Source organism: Streptomyces sp. NPDC040545, assembly GCF_055595065.1.
Genome location: NZ_JBVIWA010000001.1, coordinates 634,836 through 655,307, shown reverse-complemented (window position 1 = coordinate 655,307; position 20,472 = coordinate 634,836). Strand labels below are relative to the sequence as shown.

General features: G+C 74.3%; 12 protein-coding genes. 3 read left to right on the top strand and 9 right to left on the bottom strand.

Annotated features, from left to right (window positions below):
* Positions 1–24 precede the first annotated feature (24 nt).
* The 5 genes from nudC to ACZ573_RS03140 all read right to left on the bottom strand — a co-directional run bounded on the left by nudC (position 25) and on the right by ACZ573_RS03140 (position 9,972).
* Positions 25–981, bottom strand: coding sequence for an NAD(+) diphosphatase (gene nudC / locus ACZ573_RS03160; protein WP_189732695.1), 957 nt, complete (start codon positions 979–981; stop codon positions 25–27).
* A gap of 60 nt (positions 982–1,041) precedes the next feature.
* Positions 1,042–2,466, bottom strand: coding sequence for a dipeptidase (locus ACZ573_RS03155; protein WP_471298262.1), 1,425 nt, complete (start codon positions 2,464–2,466; stop codon positions 1,042–1,044).
* Between the two features lie 10 nt (positions 2,467–2,476).
* Positions 2,477–5,905, bottom strand: a complete 3,429-nt coding sequence (locus ACZ573_RS03150; RefSeq protein ID WP_471298260.1) for a UvrD-helicase domain-containing protein — start codon at positions 5,903–5,905, stop codon at positions 2,477–2,479.
* Positions 5,906–5,976: 71 nt separating this feature from the next.
* Positions 5,977–9,417: an ATP-dependent helicase gene (locus ACZ573_RS03145; protein WP_471298257.1), complete on the bottom strand. Its 3,441-nt coding sequence runs from the start codon at positions 9,415–9,417 to the stop codon at positions 5,977–5,979.
* A 192-nt stretch (positions 9,418–9,609) separates the two neighbouring features.
* Positions 9,610–9,972: an MGMT family protein gene (locus ACZ573_RS03140; protein WP_471298255.1), complete on the bottom strand. Its 363-nt coding sequence runs from the start codon at positions 9,970–9,972 to the stop codon at positions 9,610–9,612.
* A gap of 167 nt (positions 9,973–10,139) precedes the next feature.
* Here ACZ573_RS03140 and ACZ573_RS03135 point away from each other — a divergent pair, with 167 nt between their 5' ends.
* From ACZ573_RS03135 to ACZ573_RS03125, 3 genes are all read left to right on the top strand, one after another.
* Positions 10,140–13,034: a lysylphosphatidylglycerol synthase transmembrane domain-containing protein gene (locus ACZ573_RS03135; RefSeq protein ID WP_471298252.1), complete on the top strand. Its 2,895-nt coding sequence runs from the start codon at positions 10,140–10,142 to the stop codon at positions 13,032–13,034.
* 196 nt (positions 13,035–13,230) lie between these two features.
* On the top strand, positions 13,231–14,490 hold the full coding sequence (locus tag ACZ573_RS03130) for an SUKH-4 family immunity protein (protein ID WP_471298249.1): 1,260 nt from the start codon (positions 13,231–13,233) through the stop codon (positions 14,488–14,490).
* 73 nt (positions 14,491–14,563) lie between these two features.
* Positions 14,564–16,156 carry an alpha/beta hydrolase gene (locus tag ACZ573_RS03125; protein WP_471298246.1) on the top strand — a complete coding sequence of 531 codons (1,593 nt, stop codon included), beginning with the start codon at positions 14,564–14,566 and terminating at the stop codon, positions 16,154–16,156.
* Between the two features lie 88 nt (positions 16,157–16,244).
* On the opposite strand, the gene moeZ is transcribed toward ACZ573_RS03125, so the two are convergent.
* The 4 genes from moeZ to ACZ573_RS03105 all read right to left on the bottom strand — a co-directional run bounded on the left by moeZ (position 16,245) and on the right by ACZ573_RS03105 (position 20,284).
* Positions 16,245–17,423, bottom strand: coding sequence for an adenylyltransferase/sulfurtransferase MoeZ (gene moeZ / locus ACZ573_RS03120; RefSeq protein ID WP_471298243.1), 1,179 nt, complete (start codon positions 17,421–17,423; stop codon positions 16,245–16,247).
* Positions 17,424–17,507: 84 nt separating this feature from the next.
* A complete protein-coding gene (locus tag ACZ573_RS03115; RefSeq protein ID WP_471298241.1) occupies positions 17,508–18,263 on the bottom strand; it encodes a spherulation-specific family 4 protein in 756 nt (251 codons plus the stop codon).
* Positions 18,251–19,261, bottom strand: a complete 1,011-nt coding sequence (locus ACZ573_RS03110; RefSeq protein WP_471298237.1) for an NAD-dependent epimerase/dehydratase — start codon at positions 19,259–19,261, stop codon at positions 18,251–18,253. Before ACZ573_RS03110 ends, ACZ573_RS03115 begins: the two co-directional genes overlap by 13 nt.
* Positions 19,262–19,396: 135 nt before the next feature.
* Entirely contained in the window at positions 19,397–20,284 is an 888-nt protein-coding gene (locus ACZ573_RS03105; protein WP_471298234.1) for a hypothetical protein, read from the bottom strand.
* Positions 20,285–20,472: the final 188 nt, after the last annotated feature.

Genomic DNA, 20,472 nt, shown 5'->3' with positions numbered 1-20,472 from the left:
GACGGGGCGGGGAAGTGACGAAGGTTACGCGGCCGCCTTCGGCAGCGGCTCGCCGTACCAGAGCTCGACCAGCCGGGCGGCGATGGAGATGCCCGACGGGGGCAGCACCTCGCCCGACGCGAACGCCGCGCGCAGCTCCTCGCGGGAGAACCAGCGGGCCTCCTCGATCTCCTCGCCGTCCACCGTGATCTCCGAGGTGGTGGCGCGGGCCGTGAAGCCCAGCATGAGGCTGTACGGGAAGGGCCACGGCTGGCTGGCCACGTACTCGACCTCGCCGACCCGCACGCCCGCCTCCTCCCACACCTCGCGGATGACGGACTGCTCTATGGACTCGCCCGGCTCCACGAACCCCGCCAGCGTGGAGAAGCGGCCCTCCGGCCAGTGCACCTGGCGGCCCAGCAGCGCACGGTCGTGCTCGTCCGTGACCAGCATGATCACGGCCGGGTCGGTGCGCGGGTAGTGCTCGGCGCCGCAGCCCGGGCAGCGGCGGATGTGCCCGGCGGCCGCGACCACCGTGCGCTCGCCGCAGCGCGAGCAGAAGCGGTGCATCCGCTGCCAGTTCTCGAGCGCCACCGCGTGCACCATCAGCCCGGCGTCGCGCGGGGACAGCAGCAGTCCGGCCTCGCGCAGGCCGGCCGGGCGGGCCGACTGGTCCATGCGGCCGGGCAGCGCGTCCTTCTGCAGCGCGAAGTACCGTACGCCGTCCTCGTCGGTGCCCAGGAAGTAGCGGTGGGTCTCGGTGACCGGGGCCTCGAAGGCCGGGGTCATCACGATGCCGGAACCGCCGTCGGGGGTGTCGTCGATCAGGACCTGGCCGCCGGAGACGACGAAGACGCGCGTCGTCGGGTGGCTCCAGGCCGCGGCCAGCCACGCCTCGTCGAGGCGGTGGTGCGCGGCGCGGTCGATCCCGCTGGGCGCGGCGAGCGAAAGAGGGCGCTCGGTGAGAGGGCGCTCGGTATGGGTGCTCACAGGTACTTCCAACTCCCCCGGTGGTGGGACAGGCAGGCTCGGTACGGCAGGTGTGTGCGTCGGGTTGGGGTGTCAGGCGGTGGTCCGGTGGTGGACGGCCAGGTCTCCCCAGAGGTACGCGGTCGTCTCGGCACCCTTGAGCAGGAGGTCCAGCTCGACCTTCTCGTTCGGCGAGTGCCAGCCGTCGGACGGTACCGAGATGCCGAGGAAGAGGACGGGCGCGTCCAGGACGTCCTGGAGGTCCGCCGCGGGGCCGGAGCCGCCCTCCCGCGTGAAGCGGATCTTCTCGCCGAAGGCGCGGCCCATGGACCGGACGACCGACTGCAGGGCCGGGTGGTCCAGCGGGGTCAGGCACGGGCGGGTGGGTGCTCCGAAGGTGATGGAGTGGCGGATCCCGTCCGGGATGCCGGCCGCGACCCAGTCCCTGACGGCCGCCTCGATCTCGTACGGGTCCTGCCCGGACACCAGGCGGAACGACAGCTTCAGGTGGGCGGAGGCGGGCACGATCGTCTTGCCGCCGGGGCCCTGGTAGCCGCCGCCGATGCCGTTGACCTCGGCCGTGGGGCGGGCCCAGACGCGCTCCAGGGTGGAGTACCCGGCCTCGCCCGCGGCCGCGTGGGACTTGGCCGTACGCAGCCACTCGGACTCGTCGAAGGGCAGCTCGGCGATCAGCGCGCGCTCCGCGTCCGTCAGCTCGGCGATGTTGTCGTAGAAGCCGGGGATCGTGACCCGCCCGTCGGCGTCGTGGAGCGCCGCGACCAGGCGGGCGGCGACGGTGGCCGGATTGGGCACGGCCCCGCCGAAGGCGCCGGAGTGGATGTCCTGGTCCGGCCCGTGGAAGTCGATCTCGCAGTCGGCGACGCCGCGCATGCCGGTGCAGACGGTGGGGGTGGTCTCGGACCACATGCCGGTGTCGGAGACGATCACGACGTCGGCGGCGAGCTCGGCGGCGCGGGCCTCGACGAGGGCGCGGAAGTTCGGGGAGCCGGACTCCTCCTCGCCCTCGATGAGGAGCTTGAGGTGGACGGCGGGGGCGGCGGCGCCGGTGGCCGCCAGGTGCGCGCGTACCCCGAGGGTGTGGAAGAACACCTGCCCCTTGTCGTCGGCGGCGCCGCGCCCGTACATGCGGCCGTCCTGGACCACCGGCTCGAACGGGTCGGTGTGCCAGCCGTCGGCGAGGGCGGCGGGCTGCACGTCGTGGTGCCCGTACACGAGGACGGTCGGGGCGTGCGGGTCCTCGCTCGGCCAGTGCGCGAAGACGGCGGGCGCGCCGGGGCCGGTTTTCGCATCAGAAGGGGTCCACACCTCGGCGACCGGGAAGCCGGTCTCCTTGAGCTTCGCCGCGAGCCATTCGGCGCTGCGGCGTACGTCGCCCGCGTGCTCGGGCTGGGCCGAGACGGAGGGAATGCGGAGCCACTCGGCGAGGTCGTCGAGGAAGGCGGCGCGGTGGGTGTCGATGTACGTGCGGACGACGCTGTCCGGCGGGGTGTCGCTCATGCCCACGAGCCTAGCTGTCCGCCTGATGGTCACCCTCCGGGTCCGATCCGCCTTGGAGGATCCGCTCAAGGCGGGCCCGGTCCGGGAGGTTGCGGGGGCGGATCACGCGGCCGCTGCGGACGTGCAGGAAGGCGGCGGAGACCCGGTCGAGCGGGGTGTTCGTGGCCTCGGCCCAGGCCACGCGGTAGACGGCGAGCTGGAGCGGGTCGGCCTCGGTGGTGCGGCCGGTCTTCCAGTCGACGATCTCGTACGAGCCGTCCGGGTTGCGGTAGACGGCGTCGATCCGGCCGCGCACGACCCGGCCGGCGAGGGTGAGCTGGACCGGGGCCTCCATGCGGTGGGGGGGCCGGTCCGCGTACGGGCTGCGTTCGAAGGCGGCCTTGAGGGAGTCGAGGTCAGCCTCGTCGGCGATCTCCTGGTCGGAGCCCGCGCCGGGGAGGTCGGTGACGGGGTCGAGGACGTCGAGGAACGGCAGCGGCAGCTCGTCGAACCGGGACTCGACCCAGGCGTGGAACCGGGTGCCCTGGCGGGCGGCGGGCTGCGGGGGCCGCGGCATGGGGCGGGCGAGGTCGCGTACGAAGCCCTGCTCGTCGGCGGCGAGCCGGAGCAGCTGGCTGGCGGACAGGGCGGAGGGCAGCTCGACGTCACGGACGGCTGCGCGGGCACGGCGCAGCTCGCCCTCCAGGGCGTCGAGATCGCGGTCCCAGGAGGCGACGGCGCGGGCCTCCTCGGGAACGAGGCCGTCTCCTGCGGGGGCGGCCGCTCCCGCGGCGGGCGGGGCCTCTGCGGCCCAGAGATCGTCGAGCGGCTCGGCGGGGGCGGCCGCCGGCTCCGGGGCCCAGGCGCCGTCGGCGGGGTCCGGTTCCCAGGGGTCCTCGTCCGGCCACGGCTCGTCGCAGTCCGGGGGCCAGAGGTACGCGTCCTCCTCCGGGGGCGGGGCCGCGAGGTAGGACTCCACCAGGGCGGCGGCAGCGCGGCGCAGGGTGAGGGAGTACGGGTCGAGCGGGAGGGGCCAGGAGTGGTCCGCGGTGGACTCGCCGGACAGCGCCGGGTTCTCGGCGGTGGGGTCGGGCTCGTCCGCCCAGGCCTCGATCTCGCCGAAACCGGCCGCGCAGTGCTCGTACAGGGCTTCGAGGAACGGCGACGGGCCGCGGCGCTTCTTCTGGCTCGGGCCCCACCAGTGGCCGGAGGCCAGCAGCAGGGAGCGCGGCCGGGTGAAGGTCACGTAGCCGAGGCGGAGCTCCTCCACCGACTTGTGGTCCTTGAGCGCGGTCTTGAAGGCCTTCAGTCCCGCCGAGGTCCAGGCCGGGTCCCCGGGCAGGGTGGGGGCGTCGCCCCGCAGCGCGTACGGGAGCACCTTCGCGTACGAGGTCCAGGCCTCCGGCGGCTTCTGCTTCGGGAAGGCTCCGGCGCACAGGTCCGGGACCACCACCACGTCCCATTCCAGACCCTTGGACTTGTGGGCGGTGAGCACCTTGACGGTGTTCTCGCCGCCGGGCAGCGCGTGGTCCAGTCCCTTCTCGTACTGGGCGGCCGTGCGCAGGAACGCCAGGAAGGCCAGCAGGGTGGCCTCGCCGTCCAGGGCGGCGAAACCGGCCGCCACGTCCATGAAGTTCGACAGGGTCTCGCGGCGGCGGGCCGCCAGCGCGTGCGGGGAGGCCGACAACTCCACCTCCAGGCCGGTGGCGGTCAGCACCCGGTGCAGGACGTCCATCAGCGGGTCGGCGAGGGAGCGCCGCAGGTCGCGCAGTTCCTGGGCGAGGTGCGCGAAGCGGATCCGGGCCTCCGCCGAGAAGGGGAGGTCGTCCGGGGCCTGTCCGGCGCCGTCGAGGAAGGTCTCGAGGGCGTCGGCCAGCGACACGATCTCCGCGGGGTCCACGCCCTCCACGGCCGCGGCGAGCCGTTCGTCCGGGTCGGACCCGGCGGGCGCCCGGCTCACCAGCAGTCGCGCCCGGCGACCCAGCAGGGCCAGGTCGCGCGCGCCGATCCGCCAGCGCGGGCCGATCAGGAGCCGGACCAGGGAGGCGTTGGCGCCGGGGTCCTGCAGGACCTCGCAGACGGCGACGAGGTCGGCGACCTCGGGCAGGTGCAGCAGCCCGGAGAGGCCGACGACCTCGACGGGCACGTCCCGGTCCACCAGCACGGCCTGGATCTGCGCGAAGTCCCCGGCGGAGCGGCACAGTACGGCGATCTCGCGCGGCTCCGTCCCGGTGCGGACGAGGTGGGCGACGGAGTCGGCGAGCCAGTCGAGCTCCTGCGCGTGGGTCTCCAGCAGGGCGCAGCGGACCTGCCCGGCGGCTTCCGCCCCCGGCGCCGGGCGCAAAGCCTCCACGCCCTCGTGCATGGCGCGCAGCGGGGCGGCGAGTCCGTTGGCCAGGTCCAGCAGGCGGCCGCCGCTGCGCCGGTTCTCGCTGAGGGAGAGCCGGGTGGCGGGGCTTCCGTCGGCGTGCGGGAAGTGCTCCGGGAAGTCGTCGAGGTTGGCGACGGAGGCCCCGCGCCAGCCGTAGATGGCCTGGCAGGGGTCGCCGACGGCGGTCACGGCGTGGCCGGAGCCCGCGCCGAAGAGTCCGGACAGCAGCAGCCGCTGGGCGACGGAGGTGTCCTGGTACTCGTCGAGCAGGACCACCCGGAACTCCTCGCGCAGCAGCGCCCCCACCTCGGGCCGGGTGGTGGCGAGCTGCGCGGAGAGGGCTATCTGGTCGCTGAAGTCGAAGAGGTCGCGGGAGCGTTTGGCGGCGCGGTAGCGGACGACCAGTTCCAGCAGTTCGAGGCGGCCGCGCACGGCCTCCGGGACCTTGCGGAGGTCCTCGTTGGTGAGCTTGGTGCCGGCGAGCACGTCCAGCAGGCCGGTGTCGTGCAGGCGCAGCCGCTCGGGCTCGACCAGGTGCTCGGAGAGTTCCCCGTCGAGCGCGAGGAGGTCGCCGACCAGGTCGGGGACCGATTTGGTGAGCGAGGGGTACGGGCCGGGGGCCTCGCGCAGCACTTTCGCGGCGAGCTGGAAGCGGGTGGCGTCGGCGAGCAGCCGGGAGCTGGGCTCCAGGCCGATGCGCAGGCCGTGGTCCTTCAGGAGCTGTCCGGCGAAGGCGTGGTAGGTGGAGATGCGGGGCTCGCCGCCGGCCGCGTCCGCGTCGGCCGGGGAGGGGTCCGGGTCAGTGATGCCGGCCCGCGCGAGGGCCTTGCGCACGCGCTCGGACAGTTCACCGGCGGCCTTGTTGGTGAAGGTCAGGCCGAGCACCTGCTCGGGCGCGACCGCACCCGTACCGACGAGCCAGACGACGCGGGCGGCCATGACGGTGGTCTTGCCGGAGCCGGCGCCCGCGACGACGACCTGCGGGGCGGGCGGGGCGGTGACACAGGCCATCTGCTCGGGCGTGAAGGGGATCCCGAGGAGCTCCTTGAGCTGCTCGGGGTCGGAGAGGGCGGGCGGACGCGCGGGCACGTAAAAAGGCTAGCCGCCCCCACCGACAGTCCCGACCGGCAAGACACCCCCTGGCGCTCCGGCCGCCGGGCTCACTCGACGGTCTGGCGGCCCTCCGGGCGGGCGCTGCACGAGCTGCGGAAGGAGCAGTGGTCGCAGTGGCGGCCGGCGGCGGGCGCGAAGCGCTCGTCGAGGACCCGGCCGGCGGCGGTGGCGAGCAGGTCGCCGACCCACTCCCCGTCGAGCGGCTGCTGGGCCTGCACCTTGGGCACCGCGTCGCCGCCCTCGCGGATCGCGGCGCCCTGGCGGAGCTGGACGAGCTCGGCGCCGCCGGGCTCGGGGCGCAGGCCGTCGAAGACCTCGTCGACGGCTCCCTCGCGCACGGCGAGCTGGTAGACGGCGAGCTGGGGGTGGCGGGCCACCTCGTCCTTGGTGGGCGCGGATCTGCCGGTCTTGAAGTCGACGACGTACGCACGCCCCTGCGGGTCCGATTCGACCCGGTCCATGGAACCGCGGATGCGGACGGCGACCTCACCGGCTTCGAGTGTGACGTCGAACTCGTGCTCCGTGGCCACGGCCTCGCGGCCGCCGCGGTCGGTGGTGTGCCAGCGCAGGAACCGCTCCAGGGCGGCGCGGGCGTTGTCCTTCTCCTGGCGGGACTTCCAGGGTGCGTCGAAGGCGAGGGCGTCCCACACCGAGTCGAGGCGTTCCATGAGGACGGCCAGGTCGGCGGGGGTACGGCCGGAGGCGACCTCGTCGGCGAGGACGTGGACGACGTTGCCGAAGCCCTGGGCGGCGGTGGAGGGGGTGTCGGCCTTGACCTCGCGGCCGAGGAACCACTGGAGGGAGCAGGTGTTGGCGAGCTGTTCCAGGGCGCTGCCGGACAGGGCGACGGGCCGGTCCCGGTCGCGGAGGGGGACGCTGCTGCGGGTGGGCTCGTACAGGCCCCACCAGCGCTGCGGGTGCGCGGCGGGGACCAGGGGGCGGTCCTCGTCGTCGGTGAGCGCGGCGAGGCGGGCGAGGCGGCGGGCGGCCGCGTCGCGCAGGGCGGGCGAGGCCTCGGGGTCGACGGTGGTGGCGCGCAGCTCGGCGACGAGCGCGGCGACGGCGAGGGGGCGCCGGGGGCGGCCGGTGATGTCGCGCGGGGGGACGCCGAGCTCGGTGAGGAAGCGGGAGGGCTGGTCACCGTCGTCGGCGGGGGCCTTGACGGCGGTGACGACGAGGCGGTCGCGGGCGCGGGTGGCGGCGACGTAGAAGAGCCGGCGCTCCTCGGCGAGCAGGGCGCCGGGGGTGAGGGGCTCGGCGAGGCCGTCGCGGCCGATGCGGTCGGCCTCCAGGAGGGAGCCTCGGCGGCGGAGGTCGGGCCACAGGCCCTCCTGGACGCCGGCGACGACGACGAGGGACCACTCCAGTCCCTTGGAGCGGTGGGCCGTCATCAGCCGGACGGCGTCGGAGCGGGTGGCGCGGGCCGTCAACGTGTCCGCGGCGATGTCCTCCGCCTCGAGTTGTTCGAGGAAGTTGAGCGCGCCGCGGCCGCCGGTGCGTTCCTCGGCGCGGGCGGCGGTGTCGAAGAGGGCGCAGACGGCGTCGAGGTCGCGGTCGGCGTTGCGGCCGGCCGTGCCGCCGCGGCGGGCCTGGCGTTCCAGCCGGTCGGGCCAGGGGGTGCCGTCCCAGAGGACCCAGAGGGCCTCCTCGGCGGTGCCGCCGCCCTGGAGCAGTTCACGGGCCTTGCGCAGGAGCAGGCCGAGGCGTTGCGCGCCGCGGGCGTACGCGGGGTCGTGCGCGGTGAGCCGCTCGGGCTCGGCGAGGGCGCGGGCGAGCAGTACGTCGGAGGGCGCGGGCACCTTGACGCCGGCGGCGCGCTCCTCGTCACGCAGGGCGCGGCCGAGCCGGCGCAGGTCGGTGGCGTCCATCCCGCCGAGGGGGGAGGCGAGCAGGGTGAGGGCGGCCTCGACGGTGATGCCGCCGGCCGCGTCCCCTCCGGCGGGGTCGGCCGGGCTCGCGGGGCCCGGCCCCGGGCCCGCTTCGGCGGCGTCGGGCCCGTCTCCGGCGGGGGAGGTGCCGTCGGGGGCGTCGGCCGGCGCCGGGGCGTCGGGGTGCGCCGGATCGGCGGCAGGCGGCAGCGCCGGGTCCGCTTCGGCGGCGTCAGCCGGGTCGGTGGTGGCAGAGGCGGCAGAGGCGGCAGAGGTGGCCGAGGTGGCCGAGGCGCGGAGGGCCGTCAGGAGGGGGGCGACCGCCGGTTCGTGGCGCAGGGGGGTGTCCGCGCCGTCCGTCTCGACCGGGACTCCCGCCGAGATCAGGGCGCGGCGCATCGCCGGGAGGGTGCGGCCGCCCGCGCGGACCAGGACGGCCATGTCCTGCCAGGGCACCCCGTCCTCCAGGTGGGCCCGCCGCAGGATGTCGGCGATGTTGTCCAGCTCCGCGCCCGCCGTCGGGTACGTGAAGACCTCCACCAGCCCGCCCTCCCGCACCGGCGCGAGGTTCCGGTGGGCGCGGACCGCCTCGGACGGCAGCCGCGGGACCGGCATCCGGGTGGTGAGCAGCCGGGTGGCCGCCAGCAGGGCCGCGCCGGAGCGGCGGCCGACGGTGAGGGCCTTGACCCGCGCGCCGGGGAAGGCCGTCTCGAAGTCCAGGACGTTGTTGATGTCGGCGCCGCGGAAGGCGTAGATCGACTGGTCGGGATCGCCGAAGGCGACCAGCGTGCCGCCCGGGCCGGTCAGGGCGCGCAGCAGCCGCAGCTGCGAGGCGTCCGTGTCCTGGTACTCGTCGACGAAGATCGCGTCGTAGGCGGAGGCGAGGGACGGCGTGCGTTCCGCGAGGAGCACCGCCCGGTGCAGGAGTTCCGCGTAGTCCAGCGTGCCCTGCATGTCGAGGACGTCGAGGTACTCGGAGAGGAAGGCCGCCGCCGCCTTCCAGTCCGGGCGGCCGATGCGGTCGGCGAACGAGGAGAGGGCCTGCGGCCCGAGGCCCAGCTCGCGGGCGCGGGCGAGCACCGCCCGGACCTCGTCGGCGAACCCGCGCGTGGTCAGCGCGGCCCGCAGGTCGTCCGGCCAGCGGATGGAGCGGATGCGGCGCTGGCCCTCCAGGAGCGTGCGGACCATCACGTCCTGCTCGGGGCCGGACAGCAGCCGCAGCGGGTCGGCGAAGAGGTCGGTGTCCTGGTGGGCGCGGACGAGTCCGTAGCAGAAGGAGTGGAAGGTGGTGGCCTGCGGAGCGCGGGCGCCGCCGAGGCGCAGGGCGGCCCGGTCGCGAAGCTCCACCGCCGCCTTGCGGCTGAAGGTGAGGATGAGGATCCGGGCGGGGTCGGTGCCCGCTTCCACGCGGGCGGTGACGGCTTCGACCAGCGTGGTCGTCTTCCCGGTGCCCGGTCCGGCGAGGACCAGCAGCGGCCCGCCGGTGTGGTCAACCACCGACCGCTGCGCTGCGTCCAGCACAGGGGGATCCACCCGTTCCGGCCCGGTGCGCACGAGGCGGTACGCGTCGGGGGTCCGCGTACGCCGCCGTTCGGTGCGGTCGGAGGAAGAGGTGATCACGTGGGGTGCCGGTCCTGGTGGGTCTGCGGGGTGTGGCGGTGTTGCCGTGACGGCTCGCGCGGAAGCCGCCGCGGAAGCCGAAGAGGCAACGCTACGGCAACCGGCCGACGCCGCGCAGTCCCCCGGGGTACCCCGTACGGGCGTTCGGGCCGTCGCCCGATCGCCCGTACGGGCCGCACATGGCCGAAGCTGTCAGGTGTGAGTCTCGTCGCGTGTGCCGTCCTGTCCGCCATCCTGCCCGGGGGACCCGTCCCAGCGCGCCCGGCGCATGTCCAGCCGCGGCTCGCCGCCCGCCGTCAGGCGCAGCGGGGTGGCCTCGGTCCGGTAGTGCTCCAGGGCGCGCACCTCGTGGCCGGGCAGCGGCAGGCCGTCCGCCCGCACCACGCGCCACCAGGGCACGGCTCCCCCGTACAGGGCCATGACACGCCCGACTTGGCGCGGTCCTCCCTCGCCGAGCCACTCGGCGACGTCCCCGTACGTCATCACCCGGCCGGGCGGAATACGCTCGGCCACCTCCAGTACGCGCTCCGCGTACGCGGGCAGCTCCTCACTCATTCAGCACATGGTGCAGTACGTCGGCCGCGCTCCGGCGGAGGTCTCGCTTCCGCACCGGCGCGCACCCTGATGCCCCGCTGGCCCGTCGGTCCGTGCCACCATCTTCCGGGCGGTGACTGGTGATACGTGATCAAGAAGAGACGGATGTGACGACGAAGGAGCAGGGTGTGAGCCCTCCGGACGGCGCGGCGACCGACGACGGCGCACGCCCTGACGACGGCCGCGCCGCCCGCCCCGAACCCGTCCCCGAGCCCCGCCCGGAGCCCCCGCGCCCCGGTGGCCGGACCGGCCGCACGGGCAAGGCCGAGGCTGCCGGTGAAGCCGAGGCCAAGGCCACGGCCGACGAGACCAAGGCAGGCGAGACCAAGGCAGGCGAAGCCGAGGCCGAGGCAGCCGAAGCCGAGCCCGCCGACGCCAAGGCCGCCGGGGCACGGGCCAGGGCCACCGCGGCCACCGCGGGCCCGCACGGTCACGCCGCCACGGAAGCCGACCGGGTCGAGGTCGACGAACCGCTGCTCGCCGCCCGCGTGCACCGGCCGTCCGACCTCGTACGCCTGCTCGTCGGCATCCTCGGCATCGCCGTCCTCCTCGGCATCGCCGCCTTCGCCCACGGCACCACCGTGGGTCTGGAGGAGGACATCAGCAAGGGCACCGGCCAGGCGCCCGCCCTGCTGATCAAGGTCGCCGCGCTGGTGTCCAGCATCGCGGTGCTGCTGCTGCCCGTCGCCTTCGCCATCGAGCGGCTGATCAAACGCGACGGGCTGCGCATCGCCGACGGCGTGCTCGCGGCCGTCCTCGCGCACGGCGTCACCCTCGCCACCGACCTCTGGGTCTCGCAGGCCGCCCCCGACACCATCCAGGACGCCCTCACCCGCCCCGCGGCCGGCGGGACGCTGACCGACCCGGTCCACGGCTACCTCGCGCCCGTCATCGCGTACATGACCGCGGTCGGGATGACCCGCCGACCCCACTGGCGGGTCGCCCTGTGGGTGGTCCTGCTGCTCAACGCCCTGGCCATGCTGGTCAACGGGTACACCACCCCCTTCTCGATCATCCTCACCGTGCTGATCGGCTGGAGCGTCGCCTACGGCACCCTGTACGCCGTCGGCTCGCCCAACGTGCGGCCCACCGGGCAGCACCTCCTCGCCGGACTGCGCCGGGTCGGCTTCCAGCCGGTCAGCGCGATGCGCGCGGAGATGCCCGAGGGCCCCGAGCCCTCCGAGGCCAACGACCGGGGCCGCCGGTACCACGTGACCCTGGAGGACGGGCCGCCGCTCGACGTCACGATCGTCGACCGCGAGCAGCAGGCCCACGGCTTCTTCTACCGGGTCTGGCGCCGGCTCACGCTGCGCGGCATCACCACGGGGCGCAGCCTGCAGTCGCTGCGCCAAGCGCTGGAGCAGGAGGCGCTCCTCGCGTACGCGGCCATCGCGGCCGGGGCGAACGCGCCGAAGCTGATCGCCACCTCCGAGCTCGGCCCGGACGCGGTGATGCTCGTGTACGAGCACCTGGACGTCCGGGCCCTCGACGCCCTCGCCGACGAGGAGATCACCGACGAGCTGATCCACCACACGTGGAAGCAGGTACGGGCCCTCCAGTCGCGGCGGATCGCACACCGCAGGCTCACCGGCGACGCCCTCGTGGTGGATCGTTCCGGCAACGTCATCCTGACCGACCTGCGCGGCGGCGAGATCGCCGCCGGCGACCTGGTGCTCCGCATGGACATCGCCCAGCTGCTGACCACGCTCGGCCTGCGGGTCGGCGCCGAGCGCGCGGTGGCCTCGGCCGTGTCGGTGCTCGGCCCGGACGCGGTGGCGGACTGTCTGCCGCTGCTCCAGCCGATCGCGCTGAGCCGTTCCACCCGGGCGACGCTGCGCAAGCTGGCCCGGGAGCGGGCGGAGCGGCAGCGGGAGGCCGTGCTGGAGTCCTCGCGGGCGGCGAAGGCGGCGCGCGAGGCGGAATCCACGGCTTCCGCGACCCCCGTCTCCGCCTCGGCCGCAGCCGACCGCAAGGCCGAGAAGAAGGCCCTGGAGGACGCGCTGGACGGGGCCCGCGAGGAGGATCTGCTGACCCAGATCCGCCACCAGGTGCTGCTGATCCGGCCGCAGGCGCCGGTGGAGCCGGCCCGGCTGGAGCGGATCCGGCCGCGCACGCTGGTGTCGTTCATCGCGGGCGCGTTCGGTGCGTACTTCCTGCTCACGCAGCTCGCCCACGTGGACTTCGCGACCATCATCGGCGAGGCGCAGTGGGGCTGGGTCGGGGCGGCGCTGGCCTTCTCGGCGCTGACGTACTTCGCGGCGGCGATGAGCCTGCTGGGCTTCGTGCCCGAGCGGGTGTCGTTCCTGCGGACGGTGGTCGCGCAGGTGGCCGGGTCGTTCGTGAAGCTGGTGGCCCCGGCGGCCGTCGGCGGTGTCGCGCTGAACACGCGGTTCCTGCAGCGGGCGGGGGTCCGGCCGGGGCTGGCGGTCGCGAGCGTGGGCGCCTCCCAGCTGTTCGGGCTGGCCAGCCACATCGTGCTGCTGCTGTCCTTCGGCTATCTGACCGGCACCGAGAAGACCCCGGAGATGACCCCGTCCCGGGCGGTCATCGCGGGTCTGCTGACGGTGGCCGTCCTGGTGCTGGTGGTGACGGCCGTCCCGTTCATGCGGAAGTTCGTGGTGACGCGGGTCCGGGCGCTGTTCGCGGGCGTGGTGCCGCGCATGCTGGACGTGCTCCAGCGGCCGAAGAAGCTGGTGACCGGCATCGGCGGGATGCTGCTGCTGACGGGCTGCTTCGTGATGTGCCTGGACGCGTCGATCCGCGCGTTCGGGGGCGGCGAGGCCATCAGCTACGCGAGCATCGCGGTGGTGTTCCTGGCGGGCAACGCGCTGGGGTCGGCGGCGCCGACGCCGGGTGGTATGGGCGCGGTGGAGACCACGCTGACCCTCGGGCTGATCGCGGCGGGCCTGGAGAAGGAGGTCGCGATCTCGGCGGTGCTGCTGTTCCGTCTGATGACCTTCTGGCTGCCGGTGCTGCCGGGGTGGATCTCGTTCAACTTCCTGACCCGCAAGGAAGCCATCTAGTGCTGTGACCGGGAAGGTTCACCCGGCCACAGCACTAACCTCCGGCCCGGTCGGCGGATTCGGCTCCGGCCGGCGGCTGCGGCACCGGGCGCTCCCGTACCCGCTACGGCGCTTCGCGCCCGCGCCTCGAACGCCGGCGTGGCTGGAAGTTCCGGCCGGCGGGGGCGATGTCCGAGGCGGGTGGCAGCATGCGTCCATGAGTGAAGACCTGGACAGCCGCTGCCCGTTCGACGATCCGGCCGCGGTGCTGCGCGCGGACCGGGCGGCCCTGCGGGGCGGGGCCGCCGGTCAAGGGGGCATCGGGCGGGAGGTGTTCACCCAGGCCGAGGCCGTCTTCGGGCGGGCCGACGTGGGGCGGGCGGAGTTCGCCTCCTGGCTGCATTTCGCCGCGACCGTGCTCGGGCACCACGACTACGCCGCCCGCGTCGCGGAGGCCGAACCGGGGCTGCCCTGGCGGACGGTGTGGGCCTGGTGGCGGCCCGTCGGCGCCTACGTGGCGGAGCCGAACCTCAGCGGGGACCACACCGCCGAGGTGTACGACCTCGACGGGGGCGCGGCCGTGAAGGTGTGGGCCCTGTGGTGCGAGGACGCCTGGTTCGACCTGGACACGGGACGCCGGCTGCCCGCTCCGGCCGACGGCGAGGCCGCCCCGCGGGAGACGGAGGAGCCGGACGGCCCTTGGCTGTTCGACGCGGAGGACGAGGGCTGGGCCTTGCACTGCCCCGGCACCTGGGAGGAGCCGGTCGTGCTCGGCGGCGGCCGCTACCTGTACGCGGAGGACCGCGGGATCGTGGTGGTGGAGGAGAACGCCGCCGCGCTCGCCGACCGGCCCCGGGGCGGCGCCGACACCTCCTCCTGGGAATCCGCCGGGGACACCCCGTGGTTCCGCCCGGGCACGCGCGGCTCCGGTCCGCTCACCGCGGCCGGGCTCGCCCGGACCTTCGGCGGCGCGTGGGTCACCCGCGTCCCCGTCGACGAGCTCCCGGACGCGCTGGAGCACCCGGCCACCCGGGAGTTCCTGAGCGGGGTCGGGCTGCCGCGCCACTGGGCCGCGGGCGTCAGCTCGTTCGAGGTCGCCCCACAGTTGCTGCGGCCGCTGACCGCGTCGGCCCCGGCGGCGGGCGACGAGGACCTCCTGCACCTCGGGACCTTCGACTTCGGGTACACGGACCCGGGTCTGGTGGGCGTCCACCGCCTCACTGGAGCGGTGCACATGTACCAGGAGTCCGCCATCCCGCTGGCCCGGGACGTGGCGGCCTTCGTCGGGTTCCTCGACGGCGTGCGCCGGTACATGGGCGCCTGCTGGTCCCCGTACCCGGCCGAGGACGGCACCGGGGCCTTCCTCGAGGCGATGGAGGCCCTGGATCCCGGTGCGCTGGCCGGCGGCTCGCCCTCCGCCGCGACCTGGGAGCACCTGTTCGCCGCGATCACGGAGCTGAGCGTGTACGGCTACTGACCTGCGGGCGGGCATGCCCCCCGTTCGGGTCAGCGCACGGGCGGGGTAGGGGCGGGGCGCACAGGATGGGGACATGCCGACACACGCCTGGCGGGTCACCGCCGCCGCCACGCTCGCCGCCGGGCTGCTCGCCACGGCCGCCTGTTCCGGGGACGGCGACGGGAAGAAGACGACGGCCGACGGCTCTCCGGAGGTCAAGCCCCTGAAATGGGGCGACTGCGAGGCCCCGACCGCCGCCCAGGGCGGTGGCCAGGCCCCGCCCAAGGACTGGCAGTGCGCCACCCTCGACGTCCCGCTCGACTACGCGAAGCCCGAGGGCAAGACGATCCCGATCGCCCTGATCCGGGCCAAGGCGCGGGACCAGAAGAACCGCCTGGGCTCACTGGTCTTCAACTTCGGCGGCCCCGGCGGCTCCGGGATCAGCACGCTGCCGGGCTCCGCGAAGGAGTACGAGGCCCTGCGCGCCCGGTACGACCTGGTGAGCTTCGACCCGCGCGGGGTGGGCGGCAGCGATCCGGTCCTGTGCCAGAACGACAAGCAGCTGGACCAGTACTTCGGCGAGGACTCCTCCCCCGAGACCCCGGAGGAGGAGAAGGCCTTCATCGAGAACATCCGGAAGTACCAGGAGGCCTGTGAGAAGAACTCCGCCGAGCTGCTCCCCCACGTCGGCACGGAGAACGCCGCCCGCGACCTGGACCGGATCCGCCAGGCCCTCGGGGACAAGAAGCTGAACTACTTCGGCATCTCCTACGGCACCGAACTGGGCGGGGTCTACGCCCACCTCTTCCCCAAGAACGTCGGCCGGGCCGTCTTCGACGCCGTCGTGGACCCGACCAAGACCGCCGAGGGGAGCGCCCTGGGCCAGGCCAGGGGATTCCAGCTCGCGCTCGGCAACTTCGCGCAGGACTGCGTGGACCGCGGGGACGAGTGCCGGCTCCAGGGCAGCACGCCCAAGGAGATCGAGGCCGACATCATCAAGCTGCAGAAGGCGCTGGCCGCCAAGCCCATCCCGGGCATCGGGGACCGGATGCTCACCGAGACCCAGGCGACCAACGGCATCGCGCAGGCCCTGTACTCGAAGGAGTTGTGGCCGCTGCTGGAACAGGGCCTCGACGAGGCGGAGGGCGGCCAGGGGCAACTGCTGATGGCCCTGTCCGACGCGCTCAACGGACGTGATCAGCAAGGGCGTTACAGCAACATCGGCGCGGCCAACACCGCCATCAACTGCGTGGACGACAAGGACCGCTACACCCTGGAGCAGACGAAGGCCAAGCTCGCGCAGTTCCGCGCCGCCTCGCCGGTCTTCGGGGACCTCCTCGGCTGGGCCATGATGTCGTGCACCGGCTGGCCGGTGGCCGGCACCTGGGAGACCCCCGACGTCTCGGCGCCGGGCTCCGACCCGATCCTGGTGATCGGCAACACCGGCGACCCGGCCACCCCGTACGAGGGCGCCCGCAACATGGTGGAGCGGCTCGGTCCGGGCGTGGGCGTGGAGCTCACCTACAAGGGCGAGGGGCACGGCGCGTACAACAGCGGCGACCCGTGCGTGCAGAAGGCGGTCGACACCTATCTGCTGGACGGGAAGGCGCCGGCCTCGGGCACCGTCTGTACCGCGGCTCCGAACCCGACGCCGCCGCCCGAGGCGCCGGAGTCGTCGGCCGCCTGATCCGGTCCGGGTTCGCGGGACGGGACGCCGAAGGGGCCGTACCCCGTCGCGGGGTACGGCCTCTTCGGGCCACTGCTGGTGGACCGGCCTAGTAGACCGGCTTCTCGGGCTCGATCTGGTGGACCCAGCCGATCACGCCGCCGCCGACGTGCACCGCGTCCGCGAAGCCCGCGGACTTCAGGACCGCGAGGACTTCCGCACTGCGGACACCCGTCTTGCAGTGCAGGACGATGCGCTTGTCCTGCGGCAGGTCCTGGAGGGCGGTGCCCATCAGGAAGTCGCCCTTGGGGATCAGCTTCGCGCCGGGGATCGAGACGATCTCGTACTCGTTCTTCTCACGGACGTCGATGATCTCGATGGGCTCGTCGGTGTCGATCCACTCCTTGAGCTGCTTGGGAGTGATCGTCGAACCGGCGGCCGCCTCCTGGGCCTCCTCCGACACGACGCCGCAGAAGGCCTCGTAGTCGATGAGCTCGGTGACGGTCGCGTTCGGACCGCAGACCGCGCAGTCGGGGTCCTTGCGGACCTTGACCTGGCGGTACTGCATCTCCAGGGCGTCGTAGATCATCAGGCGGCCGACCAGCGGCTCGCCGACACCCGTGAGGACCTTGATGGCCTCGGTGACCTGGATCGACCCGATGGACGCGCAGAGCACGCCCAGCACGCCGCCCTCGGCGCAGCTCGGGACCATGCCCGGCGGCGGGGGCTCCGGGTAGAGGCAGCGGTAGCACGGGCCGTGCTCGGACCAGAAGACCGAGGCCTGGCCGTCGAAGCGGTAGATCGAGCCCCACACGTACGGCTTGTTCAGCAGCACGCAGGCGTCGTTCACCAGGTAGCGCGTGGCGAAGTTGTCCGTGCCGTCGACGATGAGGTCGTACTGGCTGAAGATCTCCATCACGTTCTCGGCTTCGAGCCGCTCTTCGTGAAGGACCACGTTCACGTACGGGTTGATGCCCAGCACGCTGTCGCGGGCCGACTCGGCCTTGGAACGGCCGATGTCCGCCTGGCTGTGGATGATCTGGCGCTGCAGGTTCGACTCGTCGACCTCGTCGAACTCCACGATGCCCAGCGTGCCGACACCGGCCGCGGCGAGGTACATGAGGGCGGGCGAACCGAGACCGCCGGCACCCACGGCCAGCACCTTGGCGTTCTTCAGGCGCTTCTGGCCGTCCATCCCGACATCCGGGATGATCAGGTGCCGCGAATACCGACGGACCTCGTCAACGGTGAGCTCAGCTGCTGGCTCGACCAGCGGTGGCAGCGACACGGGCACTCCGAAGATGGGAGCATCCCCGCAGGTGCAGGGAGCAAACTGATGGTTGTCCTCCCAGTAACACTGCCACGCCCGTCTTCATTCCAAGACACCTGTCCCGACCCTTGAGACGATTTCGTCCCAGTACGCGGGCATGGAAGCCCATGGGTCGCTGCCGCGCGTCCCGAGCCGGTCGGTGAACCAGATCGTGCCCGCCCCCTGCCAGCGGGCGATCCGCATCGCCTCCTCCAGATGCGCGCGCGGCACCCCGTGGACGAGGTGGCAGAACCGCTCCGCCGGATGGTCCGCCGTCCACTCGGCCACCTGCGACCAGCGGTAGTCCGACCAGGCTCCGGAGAAGGTGACCAGCTGGTCGGCGGCCTCCGCATAGCCCTCGTACGGGTGCGTGCCGTGCCCGAGCACGATCCGCAGGTCCTCGCCGAGGCCCCGCAGGGAGTCCACGACCCGGCTCACCGAGGCCAGCTCCGCCTTGCCGGCCGGGGCCCCGGCCAGGTAGAAACCGCCGACCCCGTACCAGTCGCGGAAACGGTGGGCGTCGGAGATCAGCTCTCCGAAGGACCGCGCTCCGTCCCGCATCGCGAGATGACCGAGGATCATGCCGCCGGCGCGGCGCAGCTTCGCGGCCGCCTCCGTGCAGTGCGGGTCGGGCCGCCCGCCCGGGCCGTCCGCGATGTTGAGCACGGCCCAGTGCAGCGGGGTGCCGGGGCGGGTCAGCTCGGCCCACTCGACGGGGGCGAGGAGCGGGTGCGCGTAGCCGGGGATGCCGAGGCCGAGGCGGCCGGCCTCGGTCGCGGCGGCGGTCATGGCCCCGGGCGGCGTCGTCAGATGCGGCACGCCGCCTCCATCCAGATGTCCGCGAGGGATTCCTCCAGGTTGATCCGGGGCCGCCAGCCGAGCCGGTCCCGGGCGGTACGGACATCCGCCTGCTGCCAGGCTCCGCAGCCGTCCGGGTAGGGGTACGGCTGGGGGGCCGCGGCGGCCATCTGTTCGGCGGTGGCCTCGGAGCGCGGGGAGCCGATGGTGGCCAGTCCGACCGGGCGGCCGGGGTGCCCGTGCACCTGCTGGGGTCCGCCGTGCGGGACGTCCAGCTCGTGCAGGGCTCCCCCGTACCCGGCGACCCGGGCCAGGACCGCGGCCGCGTCGCGCAGCCGGACCGCACGGCCGGTGCCGATGTTGACCACGCCCTGGGCGGCGGAGAGCGAGGCGGCGTGCACGGCCCGCGCCACGTCCCGTACGTCGACGAAGTCGCGCTGCACGCCGAGCCCGCTGAGCTTCAGCTCGCCGTCGCCCGCCTGCATCGCGCGGCGCATGGCCTCGGCGAGCCGGCCGAGCGGGGATCCGGCGGGGGTGCCCGGGCCGACGGGCGAGAAGATCCGCAGCACGACGGCGTCCAGCCCGGAGCCCAGGACCAGCTCGGTGGCGGCCAGTTTGCTCACGCCGTACGGCCCACCCGGTCTCGGCACGGCGTCCTCGGCCGTGGACGAGCCGGGCTGGCTGGGCCCGTATTCGGCGGCGCAGCCGAGCTGCACCAGGCGGGCCCCGCAGCCGCTTCGGCGCAGCGACTCGCAGATCGTCGCGACGGCGACGGTGTTGTGCCGGGTGAGTTCCCGGGCCCCGCCCCGGGTGGCTCCGGCGCAGTTGATGACGACGCCCGGGTGGACGGCGTCGAGGAAGCGCGTGAGCGCGCCGGGGCTGCCGGTGGCGAGGTCGAAGCGGACGTCGGCGTCGTCTCCGCGGCCGAGCGCGGTGAGCTGGACGGCGGGGTCGGCGAGCAGCCGGTCGGCGACGTAGCGGCCGAGGTATCCGTTGGCTCCGATCAGCAGCACCCTCATCGCGTGACCCCTTGGTTGGTTGGCTGGCCGGTCATGTCTGTTTCTCCTTGCGGACGGATGGACGGATGGGTGGGCGGGGTACGGGTAAAGCGCCTCGGGGTCGGCTCCGAAGGTCTGGGGACGTCCCGGGGGACGTCAGGGCCGCGCATGCGCGGAGGCGCGGGCCAGGGCGAGCACGGCGTGTACGAGGAGTCCGGCCGCGGCGGCGAGAGCCGCCGCCGGGACGGGGACCAGGGCGAGGGCGAGAGCCGCGCCGACGGGTGCGCGGTGGGCTCCGTGCCGCAGCAGGAGCCGGGTCAGGAAGAGCAGCAGGGCGAGGGGCACGGCCACCGGGAGCGGTGTTCCGGCGAGCACGGCGGCCGCGGCGGCGGCCCCGGTGAACAGCGCGACGGCCGTCAGCAGCAGCGGACGCGCCCGGTCGGCGAAGTCCTCCAGGGCGCGGCTCCCGTCGAGCCGGGCCCGCGCCCCGGCGGCGAAGGCGACGGCGGCCAGGTGCCCGGGGACGACGGCCAGCGCGAGGCCGACGGCGAGGGCGGTGCCGTGCCGGTGCACGGCCCAGCCGGCGACGGCCGCGGCCAGCAGGTGCGCGACGTAGGGGAACCGGCCCCCGGCGGCCCGTCCGGGCCACACCAGCGCGGCGGCGACGGCGGCCACGGCGGCAACCCCGGCCCAGGCCTGCCCGGCGGCGGCCGCGGCACAGGCGAGGGCCCCGGGCAGCAGCGCGTGGCCGAAGCCGCGGAAGGCGGCGGGGCCGGCCGGGACCAGGGCGGGCGCGGCGGCGGTGACCTCCTCGTGGGGGCTGCGCGCGTACAGCTCCTCGGCGAGCGAGAAGACGTCCCGGTGCCGGAACCGCGCGGCGGTGCGGTCGGTGATGCCGTGGGCTTCCAGCCCGGCGGCGATCTCCAGCGGGTCCACGGCGCGTTCGCACAGCTGCCGGTGCCGGTGCAGCAGCGCCTTGACGGGATCCCCGCCGAGCCGCCGCCGAACCGTCCGCGCAGCCGGTTCAGCCTCGCGTCGGGCCAATTCCGTCTCGCCGGGGGCACTTTCAGCCTCGCCGGGGGGGGGGGGGGGGGGGGGGGGGGGGGGGGGGAGAGGGGGGGGAGGGGGGGGGGGGGGGGGGAGGGTGGGGGGGGGGGGGGGGGGGGGGGGGGGGGGGGGGGGGAAGGGGGAGGGGGGGGGGGGGGGAGGGGGGGCAGAATCGATGGTGATCG